Annotated in this window: 18 protein-coding genes; 8 read left to right on the plus strand and 10 right to left on the minus strand. The window is 72.6% G+C overall.

Annotation, left to right across the window (positions count from 1 at the left end; translation table 11 throughout):
* The first annotated feature begins 7 nt into the window (after positions 1–7).
* Positions 8–1306 (plus strand): extracellular catalytic domain type 1 short-chain-length polyhydroxyalkanoate depolymerase, encoded by a 1299-nt coding sequence (locus ACZ3II_RS29995; RefSeq protein WP_465521500.1) that lies wholly within the window; start codon positions 8–10, stop codon positions 1304–1306.
* On the opposite strand, the gene ACZ3II_RS30000 is transcribed toward ACZ3II_RS29995, so the two are convergent.
* A complete protein-coding gene (locus tag ACZ3II_RS30000; protein WP_465521502.1) occupies positions 1278–3809 on the minus strand; it encodes a putative bifunctional diguanylate cyclase/phosphodiesterase in 2532 nt (843 codons plus the stop codon). The genes ACZ3II_RS29995 and ACZ3II_RS30000 overlap by 29 nt on opposite strands.
* 147 nt (positions 3810–3956) lie before the next feature.
* Here ACZ3II_RS30000 and ACZ3II_RS30005 point away from each other — a divergent pair, with 147 nt between their 5' ends.
* Positions 3957–5531 carry a S8 family serine peptidase gene (locus ACZ3II_RS30005; RefSeq protein WP_465521504.1) on the plus strand — a complete coding sequence of 525 codons (1575 nt, stop codon included), beginning with the start codon at positions 3957–3959 and terminating at the stop codon, positions 5529–5531.
* Here ACZ3II_RS30005 and ACZ3II_RS30010 read toward each other — a convergent pair.
* From ACZ3II_RS30010 to ACZ3II_RS30025, 4 genes are all read right to left on the minus strand, one after another.
* On the minus strand, positions 5504–6523 hold the full coding sequence (locus ACZ3II_RS30010; RefSeq protein WP_465521506.1) for a chemotaxis protein CheB: 1020 nt from the start codon (positions 6521–6523) through the stop codon (positions 5504–5506). The genes ACZ3II_RS30005 and ACZ3II_RS30010 overlap by 28 nt on opposite strands.
* A gap of 245 nt (positions 6524–6768) precedes the next feature.
* Complete coding sequence (locus tag ACZ3II_RS30015; RefSeq protein ID WP_465521508.1) at positions 6769–7482, minus strand: STAS domain-containing protein; 714 nt, start codon at positions 7480–7482, stop codon at positions 6769–6771.
* Position 7483: 1 nt separating this feature from the next.
* Positions 7484–8854 (minus strand): M20/M25/M40 family metallo-hydrolase, encoded by a 1371-nt coding sequence (locus ACZ3II_RS30020; RefSeq protein ID WP_465521510.1) that lies wholly within the window; start codon positions 8852–8854, stop codon positions 7484–7486.
* 181 nt (positions 8855–9035) lie between these two features.
* Positions 9036–9245 carry a hypothetical protein gene (locus ACZ3II_RS30025; protein ID WP_465521512.1) on the minus strand — a complete coding sequence of 70 codons (210 nt, stop codon included), beginning with the start codon at positions 9243–9245 and terminating at the stop codon, positions 9036–9038.
* A 109-nt stretch (positions 9246–9354) separates the two neighbouring features.
* Here ACZ3II_RS30025 and ACZ3II_RS30030 point away from each other — a divergent pair, with 109 nt between their 5' ends.
* From ACZ3II_RS30030 to ACZ3II_RS30045, 4 genes are all read left to right on the plus strand, one after another.
* On the plus strand, positions 9355–9672 hold the full coding sequence (locus tag ACZ3II_RS30030) for a DUF4383 domain-containing protein (RefSeq protein WP_465521514.1): 318 nt from the start codon (positions 9355–9357) through the stop codon (positions 9670–9672).
* A 3-nt stretch (positions 9673–9675) separates the two neighbouring features.
* Complete coding sequence (locus ACZ3II_RS30035; protein ID WP_465521516.1) at positions 9676–11058, plus strand: hypothetical protein; 1383 nt, start codon at positions 9676–9678, stop codon at positions 11056–11058.
* Positions 11059–11161: 103 nt separating this feature from the next.
* Positions 11162–12319 carry a sigma-70 family RNA polymerase sigma factor gene (locus ACZ3II_RS30040; protein WP_465521518.1) on the plus strand — a complete coding sequence of 386 codons (1158 nt, stop codon included), beginning with the start codon at positions 11162–11164 and terminating at the stop codon, positions 12317–12319.
* Complete coding sequence (locus ACZ3II_RS30045) at positions 12316–12705, plus strand: hypothetical protein (protein WP_465521520.1); 390 nt, start codon at positions 12316–12318, stop codon at positions 12703–12705. The genes ACZ3II_RS30040 and ACZ3II_RS30045 overlap by 4 nt, the downstream gene beginning before the upstream one ends.
* A gap of 7 nt (positions 12706–12712) precedes the next feature.
* On the opposite strand, the gene ACZ3II_RS30050 is transcribed toward ACZ3II_RS30045, so the two are convergent.
* Entirely contained in the window at positions 12713–13564 is an 852-nt protein-coding gene (locus ACZ3II_RS30050) for a GNAT family N-acetyltransferase (RefSeq protein WP_465521522.1), read from the minus strand.
* 164 nt (positions 13565–13728) lie between these two features.
* Between ACZ3II_RS30050 and ACZ3II_RS30055 the strand changes: the two genes are divergently transcribed.
* Positions 13729–15321: a methyl-accepting chemotaxis protein gene (locus ACZ3II_RS30055; protein WP_465521524.1), complete on the plus strand. Its 1593-nt coding sequence runs from the start codon at positions 13729–13731 to the stop codon at positions 15319–15321.
* A 33-nt stretch (positions 15322–15354) separates the two neighbouring features.
* Here ACZ3II_RS30055 and ACZ3II_RS30060 read toward each other — a convergent pair whose 3' ends face one another.
* Positions 15355–15651: a hypothetical protein gene (locus ACZ3II_RS30060; protein WP_465521526.1), complete on the minus strand. Its 297-nt coding sequence runs from the start codon at positions 15649–15651 to the stop codon at positions 15355–15357.
* 60 nt (positions 15652–15711) lie between these two features.
* The gene (locus tag ACZ3II_RS30065) at positions 15712–16257 is read right to left on the minus strand and encodes a hypothetical protein (RefSeq protein WP_465521528.1); all 546 of its coding nucleotides are present in this window, start codon (positions 16255–16257) and stop codon (positions 15712–15714) included.
* 196 nt (positions 16258–16453) lie between these two features.
* Here ACZ3II_RS30065 and ACZ3II_RS30070 point away from each other — a divergent pair, with 196 nt between their 5' ends.
* Complete coding sequence (locus tag ACZ3II_RS30070) at positions 16454–16867, plus strand: hypothetical protein (protein WP_465521530.1); 414 nt, start codon at positions 16454–16456, stop codon at positions 16865–16867.
* Positions 16868–16974: 107 nt separating this feature from the next.
* On the opposite strand, the gene ACZ3II_RS30075 is transcribed toward ACZ3II_RS30070, so the two are convergent.
* Both ACZ3II_RS30075 and ACZ3II_RS30080 read right to left on the minus strand, forming a co-directional pair.
* Positions 16975–17691 (minus strand): VOC family protein, encoded by a 717-nt coding sequence (locus tag ACZ3II_RS30075; RefSeq protein WP_465521532.1) that lies wholly within the window; start codon positions 17689–17691, stop codon positions 16975–16977.
* A gap of 100 nt (positions 17692–17791) precedes the next feature.
* The gene (locus ACZ3II_RS30080) at positions 17792–18046 is read right to left on the minus strand and encodes a hypothetical protein (RefSeq protein WP_465521534.1); all 255 of its coding nucleotides are present in this window, start codon (positions 18044–18046) and stop codon (positions 17792–17794) included.
* Between the last annotated feature and the right edge of the window lie 74 nt (positions 18047–18120).

Genomic DNA, 18120 nt, shown 5'->3' on the forward strand with positions numbered 1-18120 from the left:
GACAGTGATGAAACGCTATCTCTACGCGGCGCTGGCGGTCCTGCTCGCGGCGGCGGGGCTGCTGATCGCCCGCCCCGCCGCGGCCGCCGCGCTGACCCAGGTGACCGGCTTCGGAGCAAACCCGACCAACTTGCGGATGTACGCCTACGTGCCCGACCGGCTGGCGGCCAGGCCGGCGCTGCTCCTGCTCGTGCACTACTGCAGCGGCTCGGCCGCTGCGATCGCCGGTGGCAACGGCAGGGACTACCTCACCGCGGCCGACCGGTACGGCTATGTGGTCGTCCTGCCGGAGGCCACCCGTACCGAGAAATGCTTCGACGTCTCCAGCCCGCAGGCCCTGCGGCGCAACGGCGGCAGCGACTCCACCGGAATCATGTCGATGGTGAGCTGGGCCCGGGCCCGGTACAACGTGGACCCGGCCCGGATCGTGGTCAGCGGCTTCTCCTCCGGCGCGATGATGACCAACGTGCTCGCCGCGCAGTATCCGGACGTGTTCTCGGCGGCGTCGGCGTTCTCCGGCGTGCCGGCCGGCTGTTTCGCCACCACCAACGGCTCGCTGTGGAACAGCGCCTGCTCCGGCGGCAACCTGATCAAGTCGGCGCAGCAGTGGGGCGACCAGGCCCGGGCGATGTACCCGGGATACACCGGCGCCTACCCGCGGATGCAGTTGTGGCACGGCACCACCGACACCACGCTCGCCTACCCGAACTTCGGCGAGGAGATCAAGCAGTGGACGAACCTGCACGGGCTGGGACCGAACCCGGCCTTCACCGATCGTCCGCAGTCGTCGTGGACCCGTACCCGGTACGGCGCCACCGGCACCCGGGCGACGATCGAGGGCATCAGCATCGCCGGGGTCGGGCACGCCCTTCCGCAGGCCGGGCAGCTCGCGTACGCCATCTCGTTCCTGGGTCTCGACGTCACCACCACGCCGTCGTCGCCCGCCTCGCCGTCGTCGTCCGTGTCCCCGTCCACGCCACCGCCGGCCGCGGCGTGCACGGTCACCAGCGCGGTCAGCTCCTGGAGCAGCGGCCTCACCACGAACCTCACCGTCACCAACACCGGCACGAGCGCGATCGACGGCTGGTCACTGGCGTTCACCCTGCCCGCCGGGCAGACGATCACCAGCGGCTGGAACGCCACCTACACGCCCACGAGCGGCGCGGTGACCGCCCGCAACGTGGCCTACAACGCCGGCATCCCGCCGGGCGGCACGGTCACCGCCGGTTTCCAGGCCACGCATTCCGGTGACGCGGGCGCGCCTGACGGATTCACCCTCAACGGGAGCCCGTGCCGGTCGTCGTGAGCGTGGTGACGGCGGCGGCCACCCCGTCCCGGAGCCACGCGGTGAACTTGTCCTCCGGCAGCGGCCGGGAGATGTGGTAGCCCTGTGCCACGTCACACCCGGTCGCGGCCAGGAAGGCGTACGACGCCTCGTCCTCCACGCCCTCCGCGACGACGTGGAGGCCGAGAGCGTGCCCGAGCTGCACGATCGAACGGATCAGGGCCTGGTCGCGAAGGTCCTGGGCGGCGTTGCTCACGAACGACTTGTCGATCTTGACCTCGTCGATGGGCAGCTCGCGCAGCCGGCCGAGGGAGGAGTAGCCCGTACCGAAGTCGTCGATGGAGATCTTGATGCCGAGACGCCGCAACCGCTGGAGCGTGGCGCGGCTGCCGTCGGGGTCGTCCATCAGGGTGCCTTCGGTGATCTCCAGGGTCAGCGCCGTCGCCGGGACCCCGTGCTCCGCCAGCAGCCGGGTCAGCACCTCGGGGAGCGAGTCGTCCAGCAGCGTGTTGGGGGAGAGGTTGACGGCGACGTGCATGTCGTGGCCGGCCCGGCGCCAGGCGGCGCAGTTGCGCACCGAGTGCCGGAGCACGTTCATGGTCAGCGGGCGGATCAGGCCGGAGTGCTCGGCGAGCGGGATGAACAGGTCCGGCGCGATGAACCCGTGCTCCGGGTGATGCCACCGGGACAGCGCCTCGGCGCCGACGACCGTACCCGTGGCGGGGTCGACCTTCGGCTGGAAGGCCACCAGCGTCTCGTCCCGCTCCACGGCCTCGCGCAGGTCGCCGATGAGCGCGAGCCGGTGCGGGGTGTTCTGGTCGTCGCTCGCCCGGTAGACGCGCACCCCGGCGCGGGCCTGTTTGGCCGCGTACATCGCGACGTCCGCCCGGCGCAGCAGGGTCCCGCTGTCCTGCCCGTGCTCGGGGGCGAGGGCGATGCCGATGCTGGCGCGCGGGTGCAGGGTGAGGTGGTCGACGTGCAGCGGGCGTTCGAGGTCGCGGGCCAGGTCGAAGCCGAGGGCGGTGGCGTCGTCGGCCGACGCGACCTCGATCAGGATGGCGAACTCGTCGCCGCCCAGCCGCGCGACCGCGCCGCGGCCGCCGAGCCGGCTGCTCAGCCGTTCGCCCACGGCCCGCAGCAGGGCGTCGCCGACGTCGTGGCCGAGCGCGTCGTTGATCTCCTTGAACCGGTCCAGGTCCATCATCAGGACCGCGGTCAGGGCGCCGGCGTCCGCCTCGCGCGCGAGCGCGGCGTCGAGCAGGCGGTACAGGTGCCGCCGGTTCGGCAGGTCGGTGAGCGGGTCGTGCAGCCCCAGGTGCTCCTTCTCCGCGGCCTCCGCGCGCAGCCGGTCCACCAGCCGGGCGTTGGCCAGCGCGATGCTGGCGTGGTTCGCCATCGCCTGCAGCAGCCGCAGATGGTCGGTGGTGAAGGTGGGGATGTCCGGCAGGCTGTCGGTGACCAGCAGCACGCAGGTCGCGCCCTCCCCCACCGGGACGGGAACCGCCATGGCGTCCACCGGGCCGCCGGACCGGGACGGGTCGGCGGGCAGCAGGATCAGCTCGCCGCCGGCGGCCGGAGCCCACCAGGAGCCCGTCGCGGGCTCGGTCATCGGCGTCTCGTCGATCTGCCCCTGACCGGACAGCCGGACGCGCATGCCGTCGCGCTCCGGGCCGGGCAGCAGGATCAGCTCGACGTTGCCGGCCCGCAGCTCGTCGCGGACCTGCTCGAGGACCACACGCGTCAACGGGAGGAGGTCCAGCGAGCTGTCCAGCGCGCTGGTGAAGGCGTACAGGTTCTCCACCTGCTCGTTGCCCTGGCTCTGCCGCACGTAGGCGCGGTAGCCGACGTGCACCACCGCGTACAGCACGAGCAGGATGGTGACCGCGAACGGATTGCTCTGGATGACGATCGCGCTGATCAGGGCGATGCTGGTGGCGATCACGACCAGTCCGAGGCCGCGCATCGCCGAGGGCAGACGCCGCCACTCCGACGGATCGTCGTGCAGGCTGATCACCGTGGTCAGCAGGATGATGGCGAGCATGTCGGCGGCCAGCATCGCGGCGTAGGCGGCCAGCCACTGGCGGGGCCCGGTCATCCCCCCGCCCGGTCCGGCCAGCGCGGTGAACACGGCGACGCCGACGGTGGCCTGCAGACTGATCTGGGCGATGTTGAACGCCAGCTTGCGGCCCCGCTGCCGGCGCAGGACCGTCAGCCCGGCAGCCGCTCCGACCGTGCGGGCCAGCACCACGAGCAACGGGTTCAGCACCGCGAGCCCGATCACCATGGGGATCTCGGTGATGCTCATGGCGTGCCCGCCGCGCCGGACCCGTACGTGGATCGCGAAGCCCTCGGTCAGGCCGAACATCACCGCCAGCACCAGCAGCCACACCAGTGACCCGGACCCGTCCAGCCACGGCTCGTCGTTGCCGGACAGCAGGATGCCGTTGAAGACCAGCGCCGCCACACCCAGCGCCACGGTGAGCGCCGCGACCTGCCAATCCGGCCGGGACCAGCGACGCGTCATAGCTCCTCGGTTTCCTGTGCGGGCCCTCGCCAGGCTCATCGGTCGGACGTGCGCCGAGTTGAGTGTCCGGAGAAATCCCGCGGAAGTCCTCAGATCCCGGGTGCGCCCGCCGACGTCTGGGCCACGCGATCGAAGGAGATGCAACGGATGACTTCCCGTGACAAGAGGTGGCCGGCGGCGGTGCTGTCGGCGGCGCTGGCCGTGTCCGCGGGCGTGATCGCCGCGCCCGCCCAGGCCGCGGCGGCCGTTCCCCCGGTGAAGAGGTCGTGGCTGGTCGACGCGACGGTGACCACCCTGCCGGAGGTCAACAACGTCATCGGGGCCTCGTCGGTATGGGCCCGCAAGGACGCGGCGGGCCGGCGGCTGACCGGGCAGGGCATCGGCGTCGCGCTGATCGACTCCGGCATCGCCCCGGTCAAGGGCCTGTCCCAGGCGGGCAAGGTGGTCAACGGCCCGGACCTGTCCTTCGAGTCCCAGGCCGCGAACCTGCGCAACCAGGACACCTTCGGGCACGGCACCCACATGGCCGGCATCATCGCCGGGCGTGACCCCGAGGTGGTGGCGGGTCAGGAGGGCACCGGCCGGGGGTACGTCGGCGTGGCCCCGGACGCCCATCTGATCAACCTGCGGGTGGCCTCCGCGGACGGCGCCGTCGACGTCTCCCAGGTCATCGCCGCCATCGACTGGGCCGTCACGCACCGCAACGATCCGGGCGTCAACATCCGGGTGCTGAACCTGTCCTTCGGCACCGACTCGCTGCAGAGCCCGCTCGTCGACCCGCTGTCGTACGCGGTCGAGGCCGCCTGGCGCGCCGGCATCGTGGTCGTCGCATCGGTCGGCAACGACGGCCCCACCGCGACCCGGGTCGGCAACCCGGCGCTCAACCCGTACGTCATCGCGGTCGGCGGCTCGGACATCGCCGGAACCGTCAGCCGGGCCGACGACACCATCGGCGCGTTCAGCACCCGGGGCAACAGTGTCCGGCACGCCGATCTGGTCGCTCCCGGCCGGTCCGTCGCGTCGCTGCGCGACCCGGGTTCGTTCGTCGACGCCACCTACCCCGAGGGTCTGGTCGCCGACGGCACCGGCCGCTACTTCAAGGGCAGCGGCACCTCGCAGGCGGCGGCCGTGGTGTCCGGCGCGGCCGCCCTGCTGCTGCAGCAACGCCCGGGACTGACCCCGGACCAGGTCAAGAAGCTGCTGACCAGCACCGCCGTACCGCTGAAGGGTGTCGACGCCGTCGCGCAGGGCGCCGGGCAGCTCGACGTCAACGCGGCGGCCACGGCGGCGACCCCCTCAGCGGCGGCGCAGGTGTGGCCCCGGGCGCTGGGCACCGGCACCCTGGAGGGCGCCCGCGGCACCGCCCACGTCGCCGACCCGGACTCCGGTGTCGAACTGACCGGCGAGCGGGACGTCATGAACCAGCCGTGGCGTCCCCTGACGTGGACGGTGACGACCGCGGCGGGCCGGTCCTGGACCGGCGGGACCTGGAACGGCGCCGGCTGGACCGGAGCCGGCTGGACCGGCGTCTCCTGGACCACGAAGACCTGGAACACCACCACCTGGACGGCACGCAGCTGGTCCGGCGACTCGTGGACCGCGCGGTCGTGGAGCTCGGCCGGCTGGACCGGCGACGGCTGGTCCGCCCGCTCCTGGTCGGCCCGGTCGTGGTCGGCACGCAGCTGGAGCGGCAGCTACTGGGCGTCCCGCACCTGGATGTGACCATTCCGCCGGGCGGTGCTGCGGGCCGAGCGGTTGACGTGCTCCTGCAGCACCGCTGCGGCCCGGCCGGCACGGTCGGACTCCGCCCGGAAGGCCTCGGCCGCCACGGTGTCACCGGCCGCCTCGGACTGCCGCACCAGCTCGTCGATGACCATGACCTTCTCCTGCAGGGAGCTGACCGCGGTCCAGACCGCCTCCTCCACGGTGTCGTCACGGATCGACAACAACGACTGCGGGGAGTACGAGTGGCCGACGTGACAGACGTAGTGGGCGGCGAGGCCGGTGCGCACCCGGTACATCCCGCCGCGGCACTCGGGGCAGCCGAGCGGGACGGGCTCGCCGTGGTCGGGAACGGTGGATGCGCCGTACGCGATCATGTCTGTCTCCCAGATCAGCGGCTCCGGTGGCCGGCTCCCGTCGGTGATCGGCTTGCCGGCCAGGTCCGCGACGATACCCCCGAGGTCGGCCGCCGGCGCCGTCACCGCGTCCGGCACCACGCGCAGCGCCGCCTTCGGCATGCTCGGGAACCGTGCCTCCGCGGGATCCTGCACCAGGGCCGCCCCGCCGCTCGCGGCGATCGCGGCCAGGCCCGCCGAGCCGTCGTCCAGGCTGCCGGACAGCACGACGCCGATCAGGCGCCGGCCGCACCACCGGGCCGCCGATCGGAACAGCGCGTCCGCGGCCGGGCGCACCCGGTTCTGCCGCGGGCCGTCACTGAGCCGCAGCACATCGTCGGAGTCGACGAGCAGATGCCGGTCCGGCACCGCGACGAGGACCCGGCCCGGCTCCATCCGGACGCCGTCGGCGGCGGTGAGCACCGGCAGCGCGCACGACGAGGAGAGCATGTCGGCCAGGGTGGCGCGCGCTCCGGGCGCCATGTGCAGGACCACCAGCACCGTGGCCGGCAGACCGGCCGGCAACCGGGCCAGCACCTGCGCCAGTGGCCGGTGCGAGCCCGCCGACCCACCGATCACGATCACATCTCGACGCATCGCCGTCCGCCTCTCCTGGAATCGGCGCGCTTTCCCGTTCCGGCGCCCGGCAAACGCCGCGGAGGTCAGGTGGTGGTCACGTCCGCCTCGGAGGTGACCGCGAGGAGCTTGTGGATGATCAGCCGGTGGACGCCCGCGCCGTCATCACGTTTCGTCACGGTGAAAGGCGTCGTCATCCCGGCCGTTGCCGTTGTGCAACGAGTGAGGGGTTTCCGCGATGTGCGTGCTCGAACCCGGGGTGCCGGTCAGGTGAGGTTCGCCCAGACGGCTTTGCCGCCCCGGGCCGGCAGGGTCCCCCATCGATGCGCCAGGGTGTCCACCAGCAGCAGCCCGCGCGGGGCGAGCGGACCGCCGGAGACCGGCGGCAGCACCGGCACGGCGTCGCTGCCGTCGCGGACCGCAACGATCAGGCCGCGGCGGCCCCGGGTGATCCACAGGTCGATCATCGTCCGGGCGTGCACGACCGCGTTGGTGACCAGTTCGCTCGCCACCACGCTCGCCGGGCCGATCAGGTGCCGCAGGTTCCAGCGCAGGCAGCCGTCGGTGACCAGGTCGCGGGCGTGCCGGGCGGCGCCCGGGGCGGGCAGCAGGGTGTCCGTGACGGTGGGCGCCCGCTGCCGCGCCGGGGCGAGCAGGGCCTCCGGCACCGTCGCGTACCCCGCCGGCCGCCCGGGTGCCCCGGCCAGAAGCCCGGCCAGCACCGGCTCGGCCGCGGCCAGCAGCATCGGGATGTCCGGCCACAGCGACGCCTGGCGTGCGGCGTTCCGGAACACCGACGCCGCGGCGGGCTCGGTGATCACCGTCGCGGCGAGGTCGACGACGACCGCGTCGGGCTGCTCCACCAGGCATGCGAGCAGCGCGGTACGCACCACCGGAGCCGAGGTCACCAACAGGTCGCCGCGGACGCGGATCAGCAGCCGCGTCCCCGCCGGCTCGACGTCGCACCGGATGGCCGTCACCTCATGACCGGCCCAGCCGGGTCCACAGTGACGCCAGGGTGGCCGCGCCGGAGAGCAGCACCTCGACGGAGGTCCGTTCGTCGCTGTCGTGCCAGCGGTCCTCGGGCAGCCCGGTGCCGAAGAACAGCACGGGCGCCCCGATCAGGCGTTCCAGCAGTTCGGCGGGCCCGCCACCGGCGTTTCCCATCCGGCCGGCCGGGACGCCGAAGCCGTCCCGCACGGCGTCGGCCAGCATCGTGACGGCCGGATGGTCCGGCGGGGTGACGCACGGTTTCTGGCCGGTCTCCTCGGCGACGGTCAGCTCGTACCCGAAACGGGGGTCGACGGTGTCGGCGACCCAGCGGCGCAACTGCGCGGCGACCCCCTCCGGGGTCTGCTCGGGGACGAAACGGATGCTCAGGTCGGCCTCGGCCATGGCCGGCACGGCGCCGCGGGTCGGGCCGATCGGGTCGCCGCCGATCATGCTGATCACCTCCAGCTGCGGGCGCAGCCACAGCCGTTCCAGCACCGACCAGCCCTCCTCGCCGCCGACCGAGCGGGTCTGGGACCGGGCGATCCAGTCCTCGTCGCTGTACGGCAGCGCGGCCAGTTCCTCCCGGCGGCGTGGGCTCGGCTCGACGACGTCGTCGTAGAAGCCGGGCAGGGTGATCCGGCCCTTGTCGTCGTGCAGGGCCCCGATCAGCCGGGACAGTTCGATCACCGGGTTGGGGGCGGGGCCGGACACCGCTCCGCTGTGCACGTCGCGCAGGGGCCCGTACACCTCGAGCTTCGCCATCACCATGCCGCGCATGCTGGTGCAGACCGCCGGATGGTCGGCGTGCCACAGCAGGGTGTCGGAGAAGACGATCAGGTCGGCGGCGAGCCGCTCCCGATGCTCCCCGACGATCTCGGCGAACTGCGCCGACCCGGTCTCCTCCTCGCCCTCGATCAGCAGCTTCAGGTTGACGGCAGGCGTGCCGCCGGTCTCGGCCAGGTGCGCGCGCAGCCCCCACACGTGCGCGAGGACCTGGCCCTTCGCGTCGGAGCTGCCGCGGCCGTAGACGTACCCGTCCCGTTCGATCGCCGCGAACGGCGTCGTCTCCTCCCACTCCTCGTCCTTCACGGCGCGCACGTCGTGGTGGCTGTAGACCAGCACGGTCGGCGCGCCCGGGGCAGCGCACCACTCGGCGTACACCGCGGGCGCGCCCTTGATCTTCCACACCTCGACCGTCGGGAAGCCGGTGTCACGCAGCACCGCGGCCAGCCAGTTCGCCGAGCGCAGCAGGTCCGCCTCGTGCTCGGGCAGCCCGGCCACCGACGGGATCCGCACCCAGTCGACGAGCTGCCCGATCACCTCGGAACGATGCGCGGCGAGATGCTCCCGGGCGCTCACGCGGTCACCGCCCCGGGCCGTTCCCCGGCAACATCCGGCCTCAGCAGCCGTTTCCCGGCCATTCCCGCCCCCTTCGTCGTCTCGGACCGGACCCGACTACCCCTGTCTGCGCGACTCATGCGGGCCGGTTCGCCGGTCATCGGACCGGATGGCCGGCGGCCCTCGCGCCGGCACCCTCCGCTCAGTCGGGCCGGTACACGTCGCTGTCACCGGACACCGCATCCGTGTCGTAACCCGCACGGTCGGCCGAGCCGGACTCCTCGGTGATCTCCGGTTCCTCGTCGCCGGTCGTCACCGATGCGCCCGGCGCACGCAGCGACGCCGCGTAGGCCGGTGTGCCGTCCGGTTCGTCGGTCGGGTGCCGGTCGGCACGCTGTTGCTCATCGGTCATGGGCGGCGGGTTCCCCGGCTTCGCGCCGGTAAACGGGCCATCGGCCGCGGTCGCCCGTTTACCGGCGGCCGGCGCGGGAAGCCGGTGGCCCTCCGGAAAGGACCCTCACATGAGCACTCACCCCGACACCGTCCCGACGAGACGCAGCCCTGTCCGTACCGCCGCGCTGGTCGTCGCCGGCACCTTCCTGCTCGTCGGGATCGCCGGCATCACCACCGGCTACGACGACCTGACGTTCGCCGGGCACCATTCCGGGGCGCACCTCCTGGGAATCTTCCAGGTGTCGATCCTGCACAACATCGTCCACCTGCTGTTCGGAGTCGCCGGCCTGGCCCTGGCCCGGACCGTGCCGGGCGCCCGCGCCTACCTGATCGGCGGCGGCGCGATCTACCTGCTGCTGACCCGCCGCACCCCGTCTCGGACCTGACGGATGACCACGAACCCGGGTGACATCCGGGCGGCCGCACCGTGCGCGAGCCGGGTGGTGTCCGCCGACAGCATCGGCCACGCCCTGCTCACCATGGCGGTACCGCCGGAGCATCGCCACGACGACGCCGTCACCCGGGTGCCGGTGCCGGGCCGGCACGGCGAACTCCCCGAGCCGCTGCGCCGGGCGGCGCTGGCCGCGGACGCGGTCGCGGACGCCCTTCCGGCCGCCCAGGTCGAGAGGATCGACGCCGAAGCGGTCGCCCGGTGGATCGTCGGCCGGTATCAGCACGACTCCTATCCGGCGGTGGTCCTCGGCTCCCCGCACGGCGCTGCCGTGCACCTGGCCGTGGCCTGCGGCGCCGCCTGGCTGCCGACGTCCTGCACCGTCACCACGCCGTTGCCGGGCGGTTCCCCCGGCAACTGGCGGGCCGCCATGGCCTGGGGCACCCGGCTGGCGCGGCAGATCATGGCCCGCAATCCCGGGGTCGGGGTGCGGCAGGTGCACGACCCGGTCACGCAGGGCACGCTGTGCGGCACGACGGTGTCCCTGCACGTGCAGTGGCGGACCCTGCCCGAGGTGTACCGGTCGTTCCTGCGGTCCCGGGTCCGGGCGGGCGGCGCGTACATCATGGTTCGTGACCTGCGGACCTGGCCCGTGCTGAGCGGGCCGCCGGGATACGGGTTCCAGATCGGGTCGCCGGCCGGCGGCTGGCGGCCGGGCGCGTACCGCAGCGGCAACGACGCCTTCCGCCGGCTGCTGCACCGGATCGGCGCCGACGGGTGGACCGAGGTTCATGCCGACATGCCCCTGCAGTACGTCGAGACCAGCGGCGAGCCGGCCCTCGAACCGGAACTGCGGCAGGCCGCCGCGGACCACGGGTCGACCGCTCACCGGCTGCTCTACACGGACCCGCAGGCTCTCAGCGCCGTCGTCGCCGACCTGTACCGGGCCCGGTCGCCGCGGCCGGCCGCGCACGCCGTGGTCAGCAGCGGCCGCATGATCGATCCCTGGCGGGCGTTCGCCGCCGGCGTCGTGCCGTACTGGTGCGAGTCGTCGACCCGCGCGTCCGCCGGTGCGGCCGAGTGGTGGGTGGCCGGCAGCGCCCCGTACGACCGGATCAGTGTGCTGCCGGACCCCCCGGGCCGATCCCACGGCAAGATCGCCTCGCTGGCGCAGTGGCGGTCGATCGCCGGCTTCGCCCGGCGCAGCGGCGTGGTGGGCGAGCTGCTGGCCGGCCGGTATCCGCTGCTGCCGGTGGCGCCCGGGCACATGGGCGACGTGCTGCGAGAGGCGACGCCCGAACGGCGGGAGCCGGTACCGGTCGGCGAGGCGATGCGGCACCTGACCCGGCACGGCGCCGTGCCGGGGTTGATGATCACCTGACCGCTGTCCTGTATGGCCCTTGTGGGCCGATCGTCCGTTGTCGTTTCGATCGGCCGGCAGGGGGCACCTGTCCCGGGGTATGGGTCGGGACAAGGGAGTCGGCATGCCGGTCAAGCAGTACGGTGCGGTAGCGCCGGGAACCCCGCTGGAGGATCTCGACGAGATCGCCGAGCGCTACGCGCACGCCGTGCAGGACGCGGACGAGGTACGGGCCCGCCGGTTACGCGACGAGATGATCGGTACGGCGTTGCCGATGGCCGACCGGCTCGCCCGCCGGTACCGCGGCGGCGCCGAGCCTCTCGCCGATCTGGAGCAGGTGGCCCGGCTGGGGCTGGTGAAAGTGGTCGACCGGTACGCCCCGGACCGGGGCTCGTTCACCGCGTACGCCGTCCACACCATCGTCGGGGAGCTGAAACGGCACCTGCGGGACCGGAGCTGGGCCGTGCACGTGCCCCGCCCGATGCAGGAGCTGTCGATGGCGGTGACCCGGCACGAGGGGGAACTGACCCGCGAACTCGGCCGCCGGCCCACCGACGCCGAGACCGCGCAGCGCGCCGGGATCACCACCGGTGACCTCGACAGGGCCCGGATGACGGCGGCCGGCTACCGGTCGATGTCCCTCGACATGCCCGTCGGGGACGGCGATGCCACGTTCGGTGACCTGTTCGGTCAGGCCGACCCGGCGCTGGAGCAGGTCGCCGACCAGCTGACCGTCACCGACCTGCTGGCCGAACTGCCCGCCAGGGAACGGCACGTGGTGGTCGCGAGCTTCTACGGCGGCCGAACCCAGTCCGACATCGCCGCCGACCTCGGCATCTCGCAGATGCAGGTGTCCCGGATCCGGTCCCGGGTGCTGGCCTGGCTGCGGGAGGGCCTGCTCACCGACCGGGTGCCCCGCCGGCCCGGCTCGAGCGGCGCGGACGAGGAGACGTTCGACATCACGACCGGGACCACGCCGGCCGGCCATGTGGAGCTCCGGATCCGCGGGGAGGTCGACCGGGACAACGCCGGGCGTCTGCGGGCCGCGCTGCTGGAGATGGTCTGCCGCCAGCCCGCCGGCCGGCAGATCGTGCTGCAGATGGGCGAGGTGCCGCTGCTGGACGCGGCGGGCGTGCGGGTGCTGCTGGCGGTGTACGAGGCCGCCCAGGCCCGGACGGTCACCGTGACCGCCGCCGGGCTGACCCCGACGGTCCGCAGGATCGCCGCCGTCTCCGGACTCGCGCCTATGCTGGCCGAGGAGGATTCCGGAGGCGCCGCATGACAGCTGACGACCGGTCCTGGACCGACCTGACCCAGGACGCCCACGAGCGGGGTGAACGCGCCGGCCAGCGGGCGGGCGAGGCGCACGAGCGGGCACGGGAGATCAACGAGCGGCGGCGCATCGGCGCCTGGCCGCACGCCGCCGTCGTGTCCGACCAGCAGTCCGCGGACCGGGCGGCGGCCCGCGCCGAGGAGAGCCGGGACCGGGCGGCGGCCGCGCACCGCGACGCCGCCCGTGGCCACGACCTCGCCCAGCAGGCCCATGAGCGGGCCGCGGCCGTCGACACCGAACACGCTGCCGAGCACCGGGAGGCGGCGCGGGAGCACCGTACCGAAGCGGACCGCTCCCGGCGCGAGGCGGAGTCCGACAGCGGGCGCCGCGACTGACGGGCAGTCATCGGGAGTCGTCCGCTTCGGGCCGGCGGAAGTCGGTGACGTCCGGCAGCTTGCGGAAACCGGCGGAGACGTACGTCGCCACGGCGCCGACGTTGCTGCTCGGGGTGCACACCGTCGCGGTGGACGACCCCATCTCCCGGAGCGCGGCGGCCGCGGCCACGCTGATGGCGCGACCGTGCCCGCGGCCACGATGGTCCCGGTGCACGCCCATCGGCTCGAGCAGACCCGGCCGCCCCGAGCCGGCCGACCACACCGTCACCGCGGCGACCGCGACGCCGGCGCTGTCGTAACCGACGAGGCAGCGGGCGCGACGGTACGGCGTACCGGCGGCCATCGCCCGCCAGCGTTCCCGGCTGAACCTCGAGTTCGTGAACGCGGCCCGCTGCACGGCCACCCGATCCTCGACGTTGCCCGCGCCGACGACCTCGACCCGGAGCCCGCAGTCCTCCACCGGCGTGCCGAGGTCCCGTACCAGCGGGGTCCACGGCTCATCGGCAGCCCAGCCGTCACGCTGCAGCAGATCCCGGAAGGCGGCGCCGAAGCGCGCCTCGACACCACCGGCATCCGGCAGGTCCGCGAGCAGCCGGGCAGCGAAGGCCGCGTCGTCGGCGACACTCGGTGCGATGCCCATCCGGATCACGGTGTCGTCCATCATGCCGACTGCCAGGATCGTCCCGTCCCGGCTCCACACCCGGAGGGCTTCGGCCAGTTGCCGCGCGCCCAGGCTCCCGTTCCACCCGAGGTCACCCGGATGCAACTGCACCGGCCCGCCGGTGTGCTGCCAGCCCGCGACCGCCTCGGCGATCTCGTCCAACGACTCCGGCGTGACGGTCCGCATCGTGATCGGCATGCGCCCGACCTCATCACACCACAGCGACGGCGCAACCCGTTTACGGCGTATCAACCGATCGGCGACCGGTCCTCGGGGGCCGATTTCTCGCATTCTCCGGTCCGGCGTGACCTCGTCCCGGTAAACGTAAGACGGCTCAATGGTCGGCAAGCCGGGAGGAAAACATGTCGATGCGGCGGACCGGGATCGCTGACATCCCGGTACTGGTCAAGATTCTCGGTGCGATCGTGCTGACGCTGGGCGTCGCCGTGGTGGTGGGGACGCTTTCCCTGATCAAGCTCAGCGCGACCGCCGCTGACGTCGACATCATGTACAACGAGCAGGTCAAGCCGCTGGGTGTGCTGGCCGGCGCGCAGCGCAGCGCGATGGCGGGACGCGTCGAGATCCTCAAGCACGCGACCAGCCTGGACGCCGCCGCGATGACGAAGGTGGAGGCCGACATCGCCCGGCACGACACCGAGCTGGCGCAACAACTGGCGTCCTACCGCACGCACGCCGCCGACCCCGGCCTGATCGACGCCTTCACCGCCGACTGGCGGGCCGTCGCCGACATCCGCGACCGGGTGATGCTCCCGCTGTCCCGCGCCAACGACGCCCGCGGGTTCGACAAGGCGCGCAAGGAGCAGCTCGGCCCGGCGGCCGACAAGGCCCTGACAGGCCTGAACGCCGCGTTCGCCGCCGAGGGCGAGCAGGCCGCCGCCCGCGCCCACCACGCCACGGCGGCGTACGAATCAGCCCGCACCACGGTCATCCTCGTGCTCGTCCTCGGCGGGGCGCTGGCTCTGGCGCTCGGCATCGTGATCACCCGCCAGATCGTCGGTTCCCTGTTCCGCGTCTCCGCCGTCGCCAAGGCCCTGGCCGGCGGTGACCTCACCACCCAGGCCGCCATCGCCTCCCGCGACGAGCTCGGCCGGATGGCCGCCGACCTCGACACGGCGGTCTCCTCCCTGCGGGAGACCGTTACCCTGGTCGGGCAGAACGCTGTCGAACTGGCCGCCTCCAGCGAGCAGCTGTCGACGACGAGCACCCAGATCGCCGCGGCCGCCGAGCGGACCAGCGCCCAGGCGAGCACGGTGTCGTACGCGGCCCAGCGGGTCGACGCGAACATCGCCACCGTCGCCGCCAGCTCCGAGCAGATGGGCGCCTCCATCCGGGAGATCTCCGCCAACTCCAGCGAGGCGGCGCGGGTCGCCGCCGAAGCCGTCGACGTGGCGGCCGCGACGACGCAGACCATCGGCCGGCTCGGCGAGTCGTCGGCGGAGATCAGCAACGTGGTCAAGACGATCACCGCGATCGCCGAGCAGACCAACCTGCTCGCCCTCAACGCCACCATCGAGGCCGCCCGCGCCGGGGAGGCCGGCAAGGGCTTCGCGGTCGTGGCGTCCGAGGTCAAGGATCTGGCGCAGGAGACCGCCCGCGCCACCGGCGACATCTCCCGGCGCGTCGAGACGATCCAGGCGAACACCGTCGGCGCGGTGGAGGCGATCCAGCAGATCACCACCGTCATCGCCCGGATCAACGACTTCCAGACCACCATCGCGTCCGCCGTCGAGGAGCAGACCGCCACCACCGCGGAGGTGGCCCGCAACATCTCCGACGCCGCGGCCGGGGCGCGCGACATCAACGACAACGTCTCCGACGTGGCGCAGACCGCTCAGACCACCGCCACCGCCGTCACCGAGGCGCAGGCCGCCACCGAGGAACTGGCCCGGATGAGCAGCGGCCTGCAGCGCATCGTCGCCCGGTTCACCACCTGAGCGACATCCCGGAGCGCCTTGCCGGCACCTCTCTCACCAGTGACTCCCTGCCACCCGCCGATTCGGCTCTCCGGGAACCGGGTCTCGACGAGGGGGTACGGCAGTGGAGTGCACCCGTCCGGGACGGGCTGGGCTGCGGGTGAGCCGGATCGGGCTGGGCAGCACCGCGATGTCCGGTGGGGTGCCTTTCTGCACCTCGGCGGTCAGCACCTGGTTGAGGGCCCGGGTGCCCTGCAGGTCCACCCGGATCCCGGTCCGGGCGGTGACCAGCGCCAACTCCAGCACGACCAGCGATCGCCCCAGAACGGCCCGGGTCGTACCCCCACGCATCCCGAATCCGCCCAAGGTGACCTTCCGTGCGAGGCACAGTAGCCACCCGCTTCCACACCGCTACGCCGAGTGGTGCACATGCCGGCGGCGCTGGTAGGCGTAGGTCACCGCGGCGAGCAGCGGCCCCCACAGCAGCAGCGGCAGATAGCAGGCGTAGAAGATCCCGGCCTCCAGCGTGCCGCCCCGGGTGGGGAAGTCCGCGGGCAGCGGTTCGCCGTCCCAGGCCCGGCCGGTGAGGATCCCGGAGAGGGCGGCCGTCCACAGAACGGTCAGGAACACCGCGCCGAGTGCCGCCGGAACGACGGCGGCAGCGGTCGGCACCCGGCGGCCGCGCAGGCCGGGAATCCACCGGGGGAACCGTTCGCCCCAGCCCGCGATCAAGCCGACCGCCGTGAACGCGATCGCCTCCGCGACCACCGACAGGCAGACGATGTACAGCCGCTCGCCGGGACTCGCGCCGGCCCGGAACGCCACCGGCAGCCGCCAGATCCCCGACGGCAGCACGGTGAACGGAATGGTCAGGGCAGCGATCCGGGCCCAGCGGGGAACACCGGGAACCGCGGTGTGGGCGTCGCGCCACGCGGCACGCATCCGGTCGGCCGTCATGCCGTCGACGGTAGGGACGGGGCGGCCCCGCACGCCTCCCGCCGCCGAGGGAGGCATCTCCCTCATCTGAGGGACGAGAGCCGCCCGTTAACAAGTCGTTCCACAACCGTCCACAATCGAGTACCGTCAGCGGCTCCAGTCGTTTTCCGACTCTGTGATAGGGGCGACTTTGTCTAAAAATAGAGTTCTTCTCGCCATGATCGCCGGGCTTGTCGGGCTGTTCGCCGCGATGATCGTCGCACCGAGCGCCGCATCGGCCGCCATCGACGAATGGGACACGGCGGTCGCCGGCACCCCGCCGTCGTTCGCGGCGGGGGAATGCCTGGTCGGCACCGGTGCGACGATCTGCTTCAAGAACTACGGCGACGTCTGGTGGGTCAAGGACACCAGGGCCGACAGCGCCTCGGCCGTGGCCGACTGGGAGAACATCACCAACGCCTCCACCGCCCGCCGCGGCAACTGCGTCAATTCGCTCGGCAACGGCAAATGGGGCAAGTGCAACAAGAACTACGCCGAGGGCAGCGTCATCTTCGCCCGGGCTCGCGTCTATGACAATTCAGAAGGCAAGTGGATCACCGACCCGGTCACTTCGATCACCTTCCTCGCCTGATTCCTGATCGGGCGAACAGTCAGCGGCCGGGGGTCACCACGACTTCCGGCCGCTGCCTGCTGCCGCTGGAGGATCCGACGGGCGGTGGCCCGGGCCGGTGACCGCCGTCAGGGCAGTGCCGCTGTCAGGTCGGCGGCGGTCTCGAAGGAGGGGGCCGCCCGCCTGGCCTGGTCCGCGTCGAGGGGGATCGCCTCCGCACGGGTCAGCATGGCGGCTGCGGTCGCCGGGTCGTCGAGCACCAGCGCCAGCTCGGCCCGGTACACCAGCACCTCCACCAGCGTGACCGGGTCGTCGTCGGCTCCGGTGCGGGCCAGGGCGCTGTCGAGGATGCGTACCGCCTGGCCCGGGTCTCCTTTGGAGTCGGCCAGCACGGTGGCGTTCGCCAGCGCCTTGTCGAGCCGCCCGGTCGAGGCCGCCGGCTCCGGCGTCCCGCCGGTGTCCTGGAAGACGCGGATCCAGTTGCCGCCCGGGTCGATGATGCTGAACCCGCCGTGACCGTCCGCGTTCTTCCGCGCCCGGGGCCGCGTCATCCGCGGGATCCCGGAAACCAGGACCTTGCCGTACGCGGCCCGCATCCCGGCTGCGAAGGCCCGGTGCAGTTCCGCGATGTCCCGCGTGATGACGAGGCAGGAACCATAGGACTGCGCCGGATCGAATCCGTCCATCTCGAAGAAGTTCAGGTTGAGATCCTCGCGTTTCAATGCGACGTACGGGTTCGGCTTGCGCTGCCGATACGTGGTGCTGAAGCCGAGCGCCCCGTAGAAGGCGACGATGTCGTCAATGGACGCGCACGGCAGCAGCGGAACGGTCACCTCATTGGCCATGGCTACTTCCTAGGCGTCCCGAACACCCCGTCGCACATGGAAATAGCCGATCATCGCTTCCCGCCACCCGATCGGCCGATACGACCACGGTCCCGGTGGCTCAGCAGCCGCAGCTACCGCCGCCACACCCGGGTACCGGGTGCAAGCCGAACCAACTGTCCGCGTCCGCTTCGCGCCGGGCGAGTCCGGCTTCGGCGTGATGCCGTTGCGCCGCGCGCTGATGCTCGGCAGCGTGTGCCGGATCGTGCGCGGCGGCCTGTTCGTGTGCCTGTTCGGCGAGTTCGTGTCCTCGTGCGGCGCTGCGGTGCGAGGCCACGGCCCGGTCGCGGCTCACGTTTCGCTGATCCGGTTCCATCCCGGCTCCCCTCCTCGGCCGAACAGGCCCGGCGGTGACTGGCCGCAGGCTGCGGGGCGCTCGTCCCCTATCCC

Source organism: Actinoplanes sp. NPDC019969 (genome assembly GCF_055562375.1).